The organism is Variovorax sp. LjRoot175, assembly GCF_964253805.1.
GTDB lineage: Bacteria > Pseudomonadota > Gammaproteobacteria > Burkholderiales > Burkholderiaceae_C > Variovorax.
This window is the reverse complement of sequence record NZ_CAXURY020000001.1, coordinates 4451942-4467945: the sequence shown is the minus strand read 5'-3', so window position 1 is coordinate 4467945 and position 16004 is coordinate 4451942. Positions and strand designations below refer to the sequence as shown.

Annotated in this window: 15 protein-coding genes; 10 read left to right on the top strand and 5 right to left on the bottom strand. The window is 68.1% G+C overall.

What is annotated here, in order from left to right:
- Nucleotides 1-102 precede the first annotated feature (102 nt).
- The 10 genes from ACSQ89_RS22235 to ACSQ89_RS22190 are packed head-to-tail and all read left to right on the top strand — an operon-like array spanning nt 103 to nt 11885.
- Nucleotides 103-327: a formate dehydrogenase gene (locus ACSQ89_RS22235; protein ID WP_436293386.1), complete on the top strand. Its 225-nt coding sequence runs from the start codon at nt 103-105 to the stop codon at nt 325-327.
- 14 nt (nt 328-341) lie between these two features.
- Complete coding sequence (locus ACSQ89_RS22230) at nt 342-3335, top strand: formate dehydrogenase subunit alpha (RefSeq protein WP_093105978.1); 2994 nt, start codon at nt 342-344, stop codon at nt 3333-3335.
- Nucleotides 3336-3347: 12 nt separating this feature from the next.
- The gene (gene fdh3B / locus ACSQ89_RS22225; RefSeq protein ID WP_093105980.1) at nt 3348-3968 is read left to right on the top strand and encodes a formate dehydrogenase FDH3 subunit beta; all 621 of its coding nucleotides are present in this window, start codon (nt 3348-3350) and stop codon (nt 3966-3968) included.
- Nucleotides 3965-4219, top strand: a complete 255-nt coding sequence (locus ACSQ89_RS22220) for a hypothetical protein (RefSeq protein WP_093105983.1) — start codon at nt 3965-3967, stop codon at nt 4217-4219. Before fdh3B ends, ACSQ89_RS22220 begins: the two co-directional genes overlap by 4 nt.
- A 16-nt stretch (nt 4220-4235) precedes the next feature.
- A complete protein-coding gene (locus ACSQ89_RS22215; protein ID WP_436293387.1) occupies nt 4236-5456 on the top strand; it encodes a formate dehydrogenase subunit gamma in 1221 nt (406 codons plus the stop codon).
- On the top strand, nt 5453-5851 hold the full coding sequence (locus tag ACSQ89_RS22210) for a hypothetical protein (RefSeq protein WP_436293388.1): 399 nt from the start codon (nt 5453-5455) through the stop codon (nt 5849-5851). Before ACSQ89_RS22215 ends, ACSQ89_RS22210 begins: the two co-directional genes overlap by 4 nt.
- Nucleotides 5852-5859: 8 nt before the next feature.
- Nucleotides 5860-6720 (top strand): formate dehydrogenase accessory sulfurtransferase FdhD, encoded by an 861-nt coding sequence (locus ACSQ89_RS22205; protein ID WP_436296418.1) that lies wholly within the window; start codon nt 5860-5862, stop codon nt 6718-6720.
- Nucleotides 6721-6766: 46 nt separating this feature from the next.
- The gene (locus ACSQ89_RS22200) at nt 6767-9283 is read left to right on the top strand and encodes an ABC transporter permease (protein WP_436293390.1); all 2517 of its coding nucleotides are present in this window, start codon (nt 6767-6769) and stop codon (nt 9281-9283) included.
- 44 nt (nt 9284-9327) lie between these two features.
- Nucleotides 9328-10701 (top strand): pyridoxal-phosphate dependent enzyme, encoded by a 1374-nt coding sequence (locus ACSQ89_RS22195; RefSeq protein WP_093105995.1) that lies wholly within the window; start codon nt 9328-9330, stop codon nt 10699-10701.
- Complete coding sequence (locus ACSQ89_RS22190) at nt 10698-11885, top strand: trans-sulfuration enzyme family protein (RefSeq protein WP_093105999.1); 1188 nt, start codon at nt 10698-10700, stop codon at nt 11883-11885. The genes ACSQ89_RS22195 and ACSQ89_RS22190 overlap by 4 nt, the downstream gene beginning before the upstream one ends.
- Nucleotides 11886-11903: 18 nt before the next feature.
- Here the strand turns inward: ACSQ89_RS22190 and ACSQ89_RS22185 are convergent, their stop codons facing one another.
- The 5 genes from ACSQ89_RS22185 to ACSQ89_RS22165 form a co-directional block, all read right to left on the bottom strand.
- Nucleotides 11904-12899 (bottom strand): isopenicillin N synthase family dioxygenase, encoded by a 996-nt coding sequence (locus ACSQ89_RS22185; protein WP_093106002.1) that lies wholly within the window; start codon nt 12897-12899, stop codon nt 11904-11906.
- Between the two features lie 16 nt (nt 12900-12915).
- Complete coding sequence (locus ACSQ89_RS22180) at nt 12916-13659, bottom strand: amino acid ABC transporter ATP-binding protein (protein ID WP_436293392.1); 744 nt, start codon at nt 13657-13659, stop codon at nt 12916-12918.
- Complete coding sequence (locus ACSQ89_RS22175; RefSeq protein ID WP_093106007.1) at nt 13656-14366, bottom strand: amino acid ABC transporter permease; 711 nt, start codon at nt 14364-14366, stop codon at nt 13656-13658. Before ACSQ89_RS22175 ends, ACSQ89_RS22180 begins: the two co-directional genes overlap by 4 nt.
- Nucleotides 14363-15058, bottom strand: a complete 696-nt coding sequence (locus tag ACSQ89_RS22170) for an amino acid ABC transporter permease (protein WP_436293403.1) — start codon at nt 15056-15058, stop codon at nt 14363-14365. The genes ACSQ89_RS22175 and ACSQ89_RS22170 overlap by 4 nt, the downstream gene beginning before the upstream one ends.
- An 80-nt stretch (nt 15059-15138) precedes the next feature.
- On the bottom strand, nt 15139-15969 hold the full coding sequence (locus ACSQ89_RS22165) for an ABC transporter substrate-binding protein (protein ID WP_093106009.1): 831 nt from the start codon (nt 15967-15969) through the stop codon (nt 15139-15141).
- Nucleotides 15970-16004: the final 35 nt, after the last annotated feature.

Here is a 16004-nt window from a genome sequence, read left to right as displayed (position 1 = left end):
CTGAGGGAAATAGATTTACGAAATATCAGGGTCTCGACTAGTATCCAAATATATGTAACTGGTTTCATATCTAGTTCCACCCAGCCACTCCTGGAGTTGTTAATGCAGGACAGCCAATCTGCCGGTCCCAAGCCGGCGTCCCGCCGCGGGTTCTTTTTCGGCGCCGCCTCGGTCGGCGCAGCTGCAGCAGCCGTCATGGTGCTGCCCAAAGTCGCGCCGGAGCCCGTTTCCGCCGCCACACCCGTTCCGAAGCCTGCGCCCGAGAAGGGCGGCGGCTACACGCTGAGCGAGCACGTCAAGCACTACTACAAGACCACTTCGGCCTGAGGACGAACACCACCATGTTGTTGACCCGGAAAGCGACCGGCGCTGCGCTCGACAGTGCCTCTTCCCGTTCCTCTTCTTTCTCCTCCTCGCCCTTCGTCCACAGCCTGCGGCGCGGCCTCGCCAATGCGTTGCCGACCATGGACCGGCGCGCCTTCCTGCGGCGCTCCGGGCTGGGTGTCGGCGTGGGTCTGGCCGCGGGCCAGCTCACGCTGATGCGCAAGGCCGAAGCCGCCGGGGATGGCAAGCCGGCTGCGGTCGGCGCCGGCAAGATCGAGATCAAGCGCACGGTCTGCACGCACTGCTCGGTCGGCTGCGCCTCGGACGCGGTGGTCGAGAACGGCGTCTGGGTGCGGCAGGAGCCGGTGTTCGATTCGCCGCTCAACCTGGGTGCGCACTGCGCCAAGGGCGCGGCGCTGCGCGAGCACGGCCACGGCGAGTACCGGCTGCGCTATCCGATGAAGCTGGTGAACGGCAAGTACGAACGCATCAGCTGGGACACGGCGCTCGACGAGATCACCGCCAAGCTCAAGGAACTGACCAAGGCCAGCGGCCCCGATTCGATCTACTGGATCGGCTCCAGCAAGCACAACAACGAGCAGGCCTATCTGCTGCGCAAGTTCGTGAGCTTCTTCGGCAGCAACAACTGCGACCACCAGGCGCGCATCTGCCACTCGACCACGGTCGCCGGCGTGGCGAACACATGGGGCTACGGCGCCATGACGAACTCGTACAACGACATGCGCAATTCGAAGGTTGCGCTCTACATCGGCTCGAACGCGGCCGAGGCCCATCCGGTGAGCATGCTGCACATGCTGCATGCCAAGGAAAACGGCTGCAAGATGATCGTGGTCGACCCGCGCTTCACCCGCACCGCGGCCAAGGCCGACGAGTACGTGCGCATCCGTTCGGGTTCGGATATTCCCTTCCTCTTCGGCATCCTGTACCACATCTTCAAGAACGGCTGGGAAGACAAGAAGTACATCAACGACCGCGTCTTCGGCATGGACGAGGTGCGCGCCGACGTGATGGCCAAGTGGACGCCCGACAAGGTCGAGGAAGCCTGCGGCGTCAAGGAAGCCCAGGTGCTGAAGGTCGCGACCTGGCTCAACGAGAACCGCCCCGGCACCATCGTCTGGTGCATGGGCCAGACCCAGCACACCATCGGCAACGCGATCGTGCGCGCCTCCTGCATCCTGCAGCTGGCGCTGGGCAACGTGGGCAAGTCGGGCGGCGGCACCAACATCTTCCGCGGCCACGACAACGTGCAGGGCGCCACCGACGTCGGCCCCAACCCCGATTCGCTGCCCGGTTACTACGGCCTGGCCGAAGGCTCGTGGAAGCATTTCGCCGCCACCTGGGGCGTGGACTTCGAGTGGATCAAGGGCCGCTTCGCTTCGCCCGCGATGATGGCCAAGCCGGGCCTCACGGTCTCGCGCTGGATCGACGGCGTGCTCGAGAAGAACGAGCTGATCGACCAGGATTCGAATCTGCGCGGCGTCTTCTACTGGGGCCATGCGCCCAATTCGCAGACCCGCGGCCTCGAGATGAAGCGGGCCATGGACAAGCTGGACCTGCTGGTGGTGGTGGACCCGTACCCCTCGGCCACCGCGGCGATGGCGGCGATGCCGGGCCGCTCGGAAGACCTGAATCCGAATCGCGCGGTGTATCTGCTGCCGGCCTGCACGCAGTTCGAAACCAGCGGCTCCGTCACCGCCTCGAACCGCTCGCTGCAATGGCGCGAGAAGGTGATCGAGCCGCTGTGGGAAAGCCGCAGCGACCACATGATCATGCAGCAGTTCGCCGACCGGCTCGGCTTCGGCAAGGAGCTCAGCAAGAACTACAAGATGCAGAAGGTCAAGGGCATGGACGAGCCCGTGCCGGACGACATCCTGCGCGAGATCAACAAGTGCGTCTGGACCATCGGCTACACCGGGCAGAGCCCCGAGCGGCTGCAGGCCCACATGCGCAACATGGGCGCCTTCGACGTGCGCACGCTCAGGGCCAAGTCGGGCAAGGACAAGGTCAACGGCTACGACCTCTCGGGCGACTACTTCGGGCTGCCGTGGCCCTGCTATGGCACCCCCGAGCTCAAGCATCCGGGCAGCGCGAACCTCTACGACACCACGCGGCACGTGATGGACGGCGGCGGCAACTTCCGCGCGAACTTCGGCGTCGAGCGCAACGGCAAGAACCTGCTGGCCGAGGACGGCTCGCATTCGCTGGGCGCCGAGATCACCACCGGCTATCCGGAGCTCGACCACCTGCTGCTCAAGAAGCTCGGCTGGTGGGACGAGCTCACCGCGGCCGAGAAGCCCAAGGCCGAGGGCAAGAACTGGAAGACCGACAGCTCGGGCGGCATGATCCGCGTGTTCATGAAGAACCACGGCTGCCATCCCTTCGGCAACGCCAAGGCGCGCGCGCTGGTGTGGAACTTCCCCGATGCCATCCCGCAGCACCGCGAGCCGCTCTATGGCACGCGGCCGGACCTGATGGCCAAGTACCCGACGCACGACGACAAGATGGCCTTCTGGCGCCTGCCCACGCTCTACAAGAGCGTGCAGCAGAAGAACATCGCCGACAAGGTGGCCGAGAAGTTCCCCTTCATCATGACCTCGGGCCGGCTGGTCGAGTACGAGGGCGGCGGCGAGGAAACCCGCTCCAACCCCTGGCTCGCCGAGCTGCAGCAGGAGATGTTCATCGAGATCAACCCCAAGGTAGCGGCCGAGAAGAACATCCGCAACGGCGAGCGCGCCTGGGTGCACACGCCCACCGGCGCCAAGCTCAACGTGCAGGCGCTGGTCACCGAGCGCGTGGGTCCCGACACCGTGTTCATGCCCTTCCACTTCTCCGGCCACTGGCAGGGGGCGGACATGCTCGCCTACTACCCCAAGGGCGCGGCGCCGGTGGTGCGCGGCGAGGCGATCAACACCTCGACCACCTACGGCTACGACAGCGTGACCATGATGCAAGAGACCAAGACCACGGTCTGCAACATCGAGAAAGCATAAAGAGGAATCGATATGGCAAGAATGAAGTTCGTCTGCGATTCCGAGCGCTGCATCGAGTGCAACGGTTGCGTCACGGCCTGCAAGAACGAGAACGAGGTGCCGTGGGGCGTGAACCGCCGCCGCGTGGTGACGCTCAACGACGGCGTGCCGGGCGAGAAGTCGATCTCGGTGGCCTGCATGCACTGCTCCGACGCGCCCTGCATGGCGGTGTGCCCGGTGCAATGCTTCTACCGCACCGAAGAAGGCGTGGTGCTGCACGACAAGGATGTCTGCATCGGCTGCGGCTACTGCTCCTACGCCTGCCCCTTCGGCGCGCCGCAGTTCCCCTCGCAAGGCACCTTCGGTGCGCGCGGCAAGATGGACAAGTGCACTTTCTGCGCCGGCGGCCCCGAGGCCAACGGCTCGCAGGCCGAGTTCGAGAAGTACGGGCGCAACCGCCTGGCCGAAGGGAAGCTTCCGGCCTGCGCCGAGATGTGCTCGACCAAGGCGCTGCTGGCCGGCGACGGCGACGTGGTGGCCGACATCTTCCGCACCCGCGTGCTGCATCGCGGCAAGGGCGCCGAAGTCTGGGGCTGGGGCACGGCCTACGGTTCGCAGCAGGCCGGCACGCCGACCAGCGGAGGCACGAAATGAGGCGCGCACTGGCGACGACGGCAGTCCTGGCCTCTGCCGTGCTGCTGCTGGCGGCCTGCGGCGAGAAGCCGCAGACCAACGCCGAGGGCGTCAAGCTCGATGCCGCGCCCTGGACCGGCACCGGCACGCAGCAGAACGCGGGCACGGCATTCACCGCGTCGGGTTGGCAGGTCGGCGACAAGAACGCCTGGCAGCAGCAGCTCAAGACCCGCGCGCAGAACGGCCAGAACGACTACGTCAGAGACAACTGAGCGGAAGGAAGGCTGCATGAACAAGGCTCTTCTGAACGCCCTGGTCCTCATGGCCGCGCTGGCCGCCGGCCCGGCCCTGGCCCAGGCGCCGAACCCGGCTGCCGGCGGCGCGGTCGCCCAGCCGCCTGCCGCCGCTGCGGCGCCGCCGCAGCAGCAGGCCGGCGGCATCAAAAGCCAGAACATCTTCGAGGTCAAGCCCGAGGCGAGCGCCGATCCCAACTACCTGCAGCAAAGCAATGCCGAGCGCGCGAAGGTGCAGCCCGGCAACAACGCGCCGATGTGGCGGCAGGTGGGCGAAGGCGTGACGGGCTACAGCAGCCTGCCGAAGTCTCAGGCGCCCGAAGCCGGCAACCTGATCCAGCGCTTCGTGCAGTACCCGGGCTCGCGCTATACCAACGCCGGCGAGGCCTGGCGCCAGGTGCGCAACGACTGGATCATTCCCTACGGTGCGGCGCTGCTCTTCGTGGTGCTGCTGGCGATCGCGATCTTCTATTTCACGCGCGGCGCGATCGGCCTGCACGGCACCGAAACCGGCCGCAAGATCGAGCGCTTCACGCCCTTCGAGCGCGCAACGCACTGGTCGAACGCGATCGCCTTCGTCACGCTGGCCGTCTCGGGCCTGGTGATGGCCTTCGGCAAGTTCTTGCTGCTGCCCATCATCGGCGCCGCGTTGTTCGGCTGGCTGACCTATGCGCTGAAGACCGTGCACAACTTCGTCGGCCCGCTGTTCGTCGTCACGCTGATCCTGATGTTCATCACCTTCGTGCGCGACAACTTCCCGCGCAAGGCGGACCTCCAGTGGCTGGCTCATTTCGGCGGCCTGTTCGGCGGCAAGGAGGTGCCTTCGCACCGCTTCAACGCCGGCGAGAAGGTGGTGTTCTGGGGCGGCATCCTCGTGCTCGGCAGCATCGTGGCCGGCTCGGGCCTGTTCCTCGACAAGCTGCTGCCGGGCTTCGTCTACACGCGCGGCGAGATGCAGATCGCGCACATGGTCCACGCGGTGGCCACGCTGCTCATGATGGCGATGATCATGGGCCACATCTACATCGGCACGCTGGGCATGAAGGGCGCCTTCAGCGCCATGCGCCACGGCTATGTCGACGAGACCTGGGCCCGCGAACATCACGAGCTCTGGTACGACGACATCGCTGCCGGCAAGATTCCCGTCCAGCGCAGCGCCGAGGTCTCGGGCGCCACGCCCGCGAAGACCGTCCGGGTCGAAGGAAGCCCCTCATGAAGAAGATGCTGATCGTCTGCGGCCTGGCCCTGGGCCTGGCCTCCACCGCTTTCGCCAAGCTGCCGGCGCCGCCTTCCACGCCCGAGGCCAAGCTCAAGGCCGCGGAGACCGCGGCCAAGACCGCATGGACAGGCAAGGTCGATGCCTACCGGCTCTGCCAGGCGCAGGACAAGGTGGCGGCCAAATACCGCGCCAGCGCAGCAGCGGCCGGCAAGCAGTTGCCGCCGGCGCCGGCGACGCCCGCCTGCACCGACCCCGGCCCCTTCGCCTTCGTGCCGCCGGCCGAGCAGAAGCCGATCGAGGCCGCGGGTGCCCATTCGCCGGCCGCCACGGCAGCTGCGCCGCCGAGCACCGCCCAGCCAGCGGCGGCGACGAATCCCACGCCGAAACAGTGACGACTGCCTTGCCGCTTCCGCGCCTGACTTCGGCCCGCGCCGAACTCACGCGCGAAGTGGAGGTCGTCGACGAGCACGGCGAACGCGGCGTCGTCTCGATCCCGGCCGAGCGCGACCTGACGGTCTACGTCGACCGCCGCGAACTGGTCACGCTGATGACGCTCGGCGCCCAGCCCGAGCTGCTGGTGCTGGGCTACCTGCTGAACCAGCGGCTCATCGAGTCCGCGGCCGACGTCGAATCGATCACGGTCGACTGGGAGGTGGGTGCGGCCGCCGTGAAGACCCATGCCGGCATCGACCGCATCGAGGAGCGCACCGCCAAGAAGGTGGTGACCACGGGCTGCGGCCAGGGCAGCGTGTTCGGCGAGCTGATGGCCGGCATCGACAAGCTCGAGCTGCCCGGCACGCGCATGCGGCAGGCGCAGCTCTATGCGCTCGTCAACGTCATCCGGCTCCAGGAGAGCACCTACAAGTCGGCCGGCTCGGTGCATGGCTGCGCGCTGTTCACGCTCGGCCAGGGTGATGAAGCGCACATGCAGTGCTTCGTCGAGGACGTGGGGCGCCACAACGCGATCGACACCATCGCCGGCTGGATCGCGATGCAGCCCGCAGAAAGGCTTACGGGCGGCCGCGTGTTCTACACCACCGGGCGTCTCACGAGCGAGATGGTGATCAAGTCGGCCCAGATGGGCGTGGCCATCGTGGTCTCGCGCAGCGGCATCACGCAGATGGGTCATGAGGTCGCGATGCGCGTGGGCTTGTGCGCGATCGGGCGCGCGACCAACAAGCGCTTCGTCTGTTATGCCGGCGCCGAGCGGCTGGTGTTGCAGCCTGAGCTCGCGGGCGCCCGCGTCACGAGCGCCGCCTAAGCCCTTCGGTTTGGCCGGGCCTTGCGGCTCGGCTATCGTCTCGCCCATGAATGCTTCTCTTCGCCTAGGCTGGCGCACCCTCTGGCGCGACTTGCGCGCCGGCGAACTGCGGCTCCTCATCGTGGCCGTGCTGCTTGCCGTGGCGGCACTCACCGCGGTCGGTTTCTTCGCCGACCGGCTCAAGGGCGGACTGCAGCGCGATGCGCGCCAGCTGCTCGGCGGCGACGCGGTGCTGGCGAGCGACAACCCGACGCCGAAGGCTTTCGTCGAACGTGCACGTGCGCTCGGCCTGCAGGACGCGAGCACCTACGGTTTTCCGACCATGGCACGCGCCAGCGAGGAGCAGGGCGGCGCCAGCAAGCTGGTCGCGCTCAAGGCGGTGGAGGACGGCTATCCACTGCGCGGCAGCCTGCAGGTGAGCACCGAGCCCGGCGTGCCGGGCCGGCCGACGCGGGACGTGCCGGCGCCGGGCGACGCCTGGGTCGATGCGTCGCTGCTCGAATCGCTGGCGCTCAAGGTGGGCGACACGCTGCTTTTGGGCGATGCCGGCCTGCGCATCGCGCGCGTGATCACGCTCGAGCCCGACCGCGGCGCCGGCTTCATGAGCTTCGCGCCGCGCGTGATGCTCAACCAGGCCGACGTGCCGCGCACCGGCCTCGTGCAACCGGCCAGCCGCGTCAGCTACCGCTTCGCCGTGGCCGGCGAGGCGCGCGCCGTCAAGACCTTCAGCGACTGGGCCGACGCGGCGATCAAGAAGGGCGAGCTGCGTGGCCTGCGCCTCGACTCCTTCGAAAGCGGCCGCCCCGAGATGCGCCAGACGCTGGACCGGGCCGAGAAATTCCTCAACCTGGTGGCGCTGCTGGCGGCGCTGCTGTCGGCCGTGGCGGTGGCGCTGGCCGCGCGCGGCTTCGCGGCCAGCCACCTGGACGATTGCGCCATGCTGCGCGTGCTGGGCCAGAGCCAGCGCACCATCGCGCAGGCCTATGCCTTCGAGTTCGCCGCCATCGGCCTCTTCGCCAGCGCGCTCGGCGTGGCCATCGGCTACAGCGTGCACTATGTCTTCGTGCTGCTGCTCGCGGGCCTGGTTGAGACCGCATTGCCCGCGGCCACCCTCTGGCCCGTGGCCTTCGGCCTCGGCATGGGACTCACGCTGCTGTTCGCCTTCGGGCTGCCGCCGGTGCTGCAGCTCGCGCAGGTGCCGCCGCTGCGCGTGATCCGGCGCGACGTCGGCAACCTGAAGCCGGCCTCGATCGCGGTGCTGGCGCTCGGCGTGGCCGGCTTTGCCGCCTTGCTGGTGGCGGCCAGCAGCGACTTGAAGCTGGGGCTGATCGCGGTCGGCGGCTTCGCGGCGGCGGTGGCGGTGTTCGCGCTCCTGAGCTGGATCGCGGTGCTGCTCTTGCGCCGCAGCGTCAACGAAACGACGGCGCCGCGCTGGCTGGTGCTGGCGACGCGCCAGATCTCGGCGCGGCCGGCCTATGCGGTGGTGCAGGTCAGCGCGCTGGCGGTGGGCCTGCTGGCGCTGGTGCTGCTGGTGCTGCTGCGCACCGATCTCGTGGCCAGCTGGCGCAAGGCGACGCCGCCCGACGCGCCGAACCGCTTCGTGATCAACGTCATGCCCGACCAGAGCGAGGGCTTCCAGAAGACCCTGCGCGACAACGGCGTGAGGAAGTTCGACTGGTATCCCATGATCCGCGGGCGCCTCGTCGCCATCAACGGCAAGTCGGTCTCGCCCGACGACTACGCGGACGACCGCGCGAAGCGGCTGGTCGACCGCGAGTTCAACCTGAGCACCAGCGCCGAGGCGCCGGCGCACAACGTCGTCACGGCCGGCGCATGGAAGCCCGGCGCCGCCGGCGAGCTGAGCGTCGAGGAAGGGCTGGCCGAGGCCCTGGGGATGAAGCTCGGCGACAGCCTGCGCTTCGACATCGGCGGCATGCAGAACGATGCGCGCATCACCTCCTTGCGCAAGGTCGACTGGGGTTCGCTGCATGCCAACTTCTTCGTCATGTATACCGTGGATGCGCTGCCCGAGGTGCCCGTCACCTACATGGGCGCGTTCCGCGCGCCGGACGTGAAGGGCTTCGACAACGCGCTGGTGCGCAGCTACCCCAACGTGACCAACGTCGACATGAGCGCCACCATCGGCCAGGTGCAGCGCGTGCTCGACCAGGTGATCCGCGCGGTGGAGTTCCTGTTCGGCTTCACGCTCGCGGCCGGCCTCGTGGTGCTGTTCGCGGCCGTCACCGCCACGCGCGAGGAGCGCGCGCGCGAATTCGCCGTGATGCGCGCAGTCGGCGCGCGCGGCAGCCTGCTGCGCCAGGTGCAGCGCGCCGAACTCGTGGGCGTGGGCCTGCTGGCCGGCTTCCTCGCGAGCATCGTCGCCTCGCTGATCGGCTGGGGCCTGGCGCGCTATGTGTTCGACTTCACCTGGACCGCTTCGCCGCTGGTGCCCATCGCCGGCTCGCTGGCCGGCGCCGTGCTCGCGCTCGCGGCCGGCTGGTGGGGCCTGCGCGAAGTGCTGCGCCGGCCGGTGATCGACACGCTGCGGCGGGCAGCGGAGTAGGCGCAGGGCGACTACGATCATGTCGACTGCACAAGGTGGACGACATGACGACTGAAACCCGACCCGCGGTGCTGGACCTGATCGGCAACACGCCGCTGGTGCAGGTCACGCGGCTGGACACCGGCCCCTGCACGCTGTTCCTCAAGCTCGAGTCGCAGAATCCCGGCGGCTCGATCAAGGACCGCGTCGGCCTCTCGATGATCGATGCGGCCGAGCGCGACGGCCGCCTCCAACCCGGCGGCACCGTGGTCGAGGCGACGGCCGGCAACACCGGCCTGGGCCTGGCGCTGGTGGCGCGCGCCAAGGGCTATCGCGTGGTGCTGGTGGTGCCCGACAAGATGTCGACCGAGAAGGTGCTGCACCTCAAGGCGCTCGGCGCCGAGGTGCACACCACGCGCTCGGACGTGGGCAAGGGCCATCCCGACTACTACCAGGACTTCGCCGCGCGGCTCGCGAAGGAGATCCCCGGCGCCTTCTTCGCCGACCAGTTCAACAACCCCGACAACCCGCTCGCGCACCAGTCCAGCACCGGCCCCGAGATCTGGCAGCAATGCGGGCACGACGTGGATGCGATCGTGGTCGGCGTCGGCTCGGGTGGCACCATCACCGGGCTCACGCGCTACTTCCGCGAACTGCAGCCGCAGCTCTTCTTCGTGCTGGCCGATCCGGCGGGCTCGGTGGTCGCGGAGTACACGCGAAGCGGAACGGTGGGCGAAGCCGGATCGTGGGCGGTCGAGGGCATCGGCGAGGACTTCATCCCGGGCATCGCCGATCTGTCGGGCGTGAAGCATGCGTATTCGATCACCGACCTGGAAAGCTTCGGCACCGCGCGCGAGCTGCTGCGTGCCGAGGGCATCCTCGCCGGCTCCTCCACCGGCACGCTGCTGGCTGCAGCGCTGCGCTTCTGCCGCGCGCAGACGCGGCCGCTGCGCGTCGTCACCTTCGTCTGCGACACCGGCACGCGCTATCTCTCGAAGGTCTACAACGACCAGTGGATGCTCGACCAGGGCCTGCTCGTGCGCGAGCACCATGGCGATCTGCGCGACGTGGTCTCGCGCCGCTTCGAGGACGGCAGCGTGATCAGCGTCGGCCCCGAGGACACGCTGCTCACCGCCTTCCAGCGCATGCGGCTGGCCGACGTGTCGCAGCTGCCGGTGCTCGAAGGCGCGCAACTGGTCGGCGTGATCGACGAATCCGATCTGCTGCTGGCCGTGCATGCGGACGCCGGCCGCTTCCGTTCGAGCGTGAAGAGCGCGATGACCGATGTGCCCGAGACTCTGCCGTCCGGCGCCAGCCTGGCCGAGCTCGAGGCCGTGCTCGACCGCGGCCTGGTGGCGATGATCGCGGACGAGTCCGGATTCCACGGCCTCATCACCCGCGTCGACCTGTTGAATCACCTGCGGAGAAGCTTGAAATGACCCAGGACCCCCCCAACACCCCGAAGAAGGGTTTCGCCACCCGCGTGATCCATGCCGGCCAGTCGCCCGACCCCTCGACCGGCGCGATCATGCAGCCCATCTATGCGACCTCGACCTATGTGCAGCAGAGCCCCGGCGTGCACAAGGGGCTGGACTACGGCCGCTCGCACAACCCCACGCGCTGGGCGCTGGAGCGCTGCATCGCCGACCTCGAAGGCGGCTCGGCGGCCTTCGCCTTCGCCTCCGGCCTGGCCGCGATCTCGACCACGCTCGAATTGCTGGACGCCAATTCGCACATCGTCTCGGGCGACGACGTCTACGGCGGCACCTTTCGCCTGTTCGAGCGTGTACGGGCGCGCAGCGCGGGGCATCGCTTCAGCTTCGTCGACCTCACCGATCCCGCCAGGCTCGTCGCCGCGCTGCGGCCGGACACGCGCATGGTCTGGGTCGAAACGCCGACCAACCCGCTCTTGCGCCTGGCCGATCTGCGCGCCATCGCCGAGATCTGCCGCGAACGCGGGATCTTGAGCGTGGCCGACAACACCTTCGCGAGCCCGTGGGTACAGCGTCCGCTGGAGGCGGGCTTCGACGTCGTGGTGCACTCGACCACCAAGTACCTCAACGGCCATTCGGATGTGATCGGCGGCGTCGCCATCGTCGGCCGGGAAGCGCGGCACGAGGCGCTGCGCGAGCGCCTGGGTTTCCTGCAGAACTCGGTGGGTGCGATCGCCGGGCCCTTCGACAGCTTCCTCACGCTGCGCGGCGTGAAGACGCTGGCGCTGCGCATGGAGCGCCATTGCAGCAGCGCGCTGGTGCTGGCGCAGTGGCTCGAACGGCAGGCGCAGGTCGCGCGGGTGCACTACCCGGGCCTGCCTTCGCATCCGCAGCACGAGCTGGCCCGGCGCCAGATGGAGGGCTTCGGCGGCATGATCTCGATCGACCTGCGCTGCGACCTGGCCGGCACGCGGCGCTTTCTCGAGGCGGTGCAGATCTTCTCGCTGGCCGAAAGCCTGGGCGGCGTCGAGAGCCTGATCGAGCACCCGGCCATCATGACCCACGCCACCATTCCAGCCGAGACGCGCGCGCGGCTGGGTATCGGCGATGGGCTGGTGCGGCTGTCGGTGGGCGTGGAAGACCTGGACGATCTGCGCACCGATCTGCAGCAGGCGCTGGCGAAGATCTGAGTCCGGACTGCCGCGCGCCTACAGCACCGCGCTGCGCAGTTGCGGGAACACCTTCGACACCTTGTCGAGCAGGTAGTCGCCATAGATGCCGTTGAAGGCATGCACGTTGGCGCGGTCCCAGCGCGTGGCGCTGTCGTCGACCACGGCGGGCTTCGGCAGGCCTTCGATCGGCCGCACGCGCGCATGGAAGTTGGGGTCGAAGAAGAGCGGGAACGAAAGCCGGTCGCGTCCCGAGGTGTTGCGGATCACGCGATGCGGCGTCGAGCGGTAGAGGCCGCCGGTCATGCGGTCGAGCATGTCGCCGATGTTGATGACGAAGGCATCGGGCACTGGCGCGGCATCGATCCAGCCCTGGCCCGTGCGCACCTGCAGTCCGCCGATGTCGTCCTGCCGCAGGATGGTGAGCAGGCCGTAGTCGGTGTGCTCGCCCACGCCCCATTGCACGTCGAGGTTTGCGGGCACCGGCTGCGTCGGGTAGTTGAAGATGCGGAACAGGATCAGCGGGTCGGCCGTGTAGCGCTCGGCGAAGTAGGAGGCGGGCAGACCCAGGCTCAACGCGATGCCTTCCATCAGCGTGTGGCCGAGCCGCGTGGCAGCCTGCATGTAGTCGAGGATCGCGGTCTTGAAGCCGGGCAGGTCGGGGAACAGGTTGCGCCCGTGCACCGGCGTGCGCGCCAGCACCAGCGGATCGTCGTCGGGCAGCTCGGTGCCGAGGTAGAGCCCTTCCTTCCAGTCGGGCCGGCCCGAGGTGAGTTCTCCCGCGACTGGAAAGTAGCCGCGCCAGGCGCGGCCGCCGAGTTCCATGCGCCATTGCATCTTGGTTGCTTCGCCCTGCGCGAAGAAGGCGCGGCTCAGGTCTTCGAGCCGCTGCGTCAGCGCGGGGTCGATGCCGTGGCCGGTGATGTAGAAGAAGCCGTGCGCGCGGCAGGCCTCACCGATCTGCGCGGCGACCGCGGCGCGCTCGCGCGTCGATGCGGTGAGCGGCGCGATGTCGATCAGGGGCAGCGAAGTCATGGCGATGTCCAGGGTATCAAACGGCATGCGCGAAGGGCGTGCGGATGTCGGCAAGAAACTGCTGGGCGCGCGGGTGTTGCGGCCGGTTGAAGAAGTCGTCGGGCGTCGCGCGTTCGAGCACGCGGCCGGCGTCCATGAAGAGCACGCGATCGGCCACGTCGCGCGCGAAGCCCATCTCGTGCGTCACGACCACCATGGTCATGCCTTCGCGCGTGAGGTCGCGCATCACCAGCAGCACCTCGCCGACCATCTCGGGGTCGAGCGCGCTGGTGGGCTCGTCGAAGAGCATCAGCGGCGGCTGCATGGCCAGCGCGCGTGCGATCGCCACGCGCTGCTGCTGGCCGCCCGAGAGTTCGGACGGAAAGGCGCTTGCCTTGTGGGCCAGGCCGACGCGATCGAGCAGGGCCATCGCGCGTTCCGTCGCCTCGGCGCGCGAAAGGCCGCGCAGCTGGATCGGCGCCAGCGTGCAGTTGCCGAGCACCGTGAGATGCGGGAACAGGTTGAACTGCTGGAACACGAAGCCGATGTGCGAGCGGAAGTCGTTGAGGTCGATGCCGCGCGCATGGATGTCGCGGCCATCGACCGTGATGTGGCCCGACTGGATCGGCTCGAGCCGGTTGATGGTGCGGATCAGCGTGGACTTGCCCGAGCCCGAAGGCCCGCAGACCACCACGACCTCGCCGCGGGCGATGGTCTCGTTCACCTCGACCAGCGCCTGGTAGTCGCCGTACCACTTGTTGACGTTGTCGAACTGGATCATGCGGGTGCTTTCGGTGCAGAGCGGACGAGCGTGCGCCGGCTGGTGCGCGCCTCCAGCCAGTAGGCGAAGCGCGAGAGGCCGAAGCACATGACGAAGTACGTGAAGCCGAGCACCAGGTAGACCTGTACCGGCTTGGTGAAGACCTGGGTGTTGATCTGCGAGGCGATGAAGGACACCTCCGCCAGCCCGATGATGTAGCCCAGCGAGGTCTCCTTGATGGTGGAGACGAACTGGTTCACCAGCGATGGCAGCATGCTGCGCAGCGCCTGCGGCAGCACCACGAAGCGCATTGCGCGGCCGTAGCCCAGGCCCAGCGAACGCGCGCTCTCGACCTGGCCGCGCGGCACGCCCAGGATGCCGGCGCGCACGATCTCGCCGATGTAGATGCCGTCGAACACCACCAGCGCGATCAGCATGGTGCTGAACTGGTCGGTCTTGACGCCGGTCACGCTGGGCAGGAAGAAGTAGGCCCAGAACACCACCATGAGCAGCGGCGTGCCGCGCACCACGAAGGCCACGGTGGTGACCGGCCAGCGCAGCCAGCGCCAGGGGGCGACGCGCGCCAGGCCCAGCAGCAGGCCGAAGGGCAGGGCGAGCACCAGCCCCAGCGCGGCCAGCAGCACGGTGAGTGCGAGGCCGCCCAACGGGCCGTTGGGATATTGGCCGATCAGGAAGTAGATCCAGTAGGTCTGGACCAGCTCGATCATGCGGCCCTCGGCGGAAAGCGGTGCTGGTACCAGCTGGCCGCGCCGGTGATGATCATCGACACCGTGAGATAGGCCGCCGTGGCGAAGGCGAAGGATTCGGCGCTGCGGAAGGTCGCGCTCTCGACCTGCCCGGCCTGGTACATGAGCTCGGCCACGCCGATCACGGTCGCGATGCTGGTGCCCTTCCAGAGATTGAGCGTCTGCGAGATGAGGGGCGGGATCGTGACGCGCAGCGCCTGCGGCAGGATGATGCGGCGCATGGTCGCGAGAAAGCCGAAGCCGAGCGCCCGGCCGGCTTCCATCTGCACCGCGGGGATCGCGCGGATGCCGCTGCGGATGTCTTCGGCCATGTAGGCCGCGGCGTAGAGGCCCAGCGCGACCACCGCGCTCATCGCCTCGATGCGGCCGCTGTAGAGGCGCTGCTTGATGTCCTCGGGCAAGAGCTCGGGCGCGCCGAAGTACCAGAACAGCATGTGCGCGAGCAGCGGGATATTGCGGATCGACTCGACATAGGCGAAGCCCAGCCAGCGCAGCGGCGCGGCCGGCGCCAGGCGCAGCAGCGCCACCACCAGCGCGATGGGCAGCGCCAGCATCAGCGAGGCGGCCAGCAGTTGCAGCGACAGCAGGAAGCCCGCGACGAGCATGTCGTGGTACTTCCCCGTGATGAGCAGGGAGTAGTCGAAGGGCAGCATGAACGGATACGTCGGCGCCCGCGTCGTACGGGCGCGGGGCACATCCTACGCATCCGGCGCCGCGGATGCCCGGCGCGGACTCAGCTGTCGATCTTGTCGGTCTCGATCTTGAAGCTGCGCTTGTCGAAGCCCGACTTGGTCTTCGGGCCGTACCACTTGAAGAAGATCTTCTCGGCCTCGCCCGATTTCTCGAGCTCGCGCAGCGTCTCGTCGACCACCGCCTTGAGGCCGGTCTCGCCCTTCCTGATGCCGATGGCGAGCGCCTCGGTGCTGAGGTTCTGCGGCAGCACCACGTACTGCGCCTTCTGCGGGCCGAGCTTGGCGTAGCTGTTGAGCAGCGCGGCCTCGTCGTCGACATAGCCCACGCCCTTGCCCTGCTGCAGCGCCTGGAAGGCCTGCTGGCTGGTGTCGAAGGTCACGACCTCGGCGCCTGGAACGGCCTTCTTGATGTTGGGCTCCTGCGTGCCGCCGCGGATGGTCAGCACCTTCTTGCCCGAGAGCTGCGGCACCGCGGTGATGCCGCTGTCCTTCTTGACGATGGCCTTCTGGCCGGTGACGAAGGTGGTCAGCGAGAAGTCGATCTGCGCCTCGCGCTCCTTGTTGTGCGTGAGGCCGGCGGCCACCAGGTCGACATGGCCCTGCTGCAGCTCGGGAATGCGCGCCGCGACGGCGATCTGCTTCAGCACCGGCTTGACGCCGATCTTCTTGGCGATCGCGTTCACCAGATCGACCTCGTAGCCGATGATCTCGCGCGTCTTGGGATCGATGAAGGTGGCGGGCTCGTCGGTGCCCAGCACGCCGACGACCAGTTGGCCCTTTTTCTTGATATCGGCGAGTTGGTCGGCATGGACGGCGGTGCCCAGGAGCAGGGCGGCCGCGGCGAAGGCGGAAGCGGCGATTCGGAAACGCATGTTGTTATCTCCAGTGGAAGTCGGCCCGCACCATA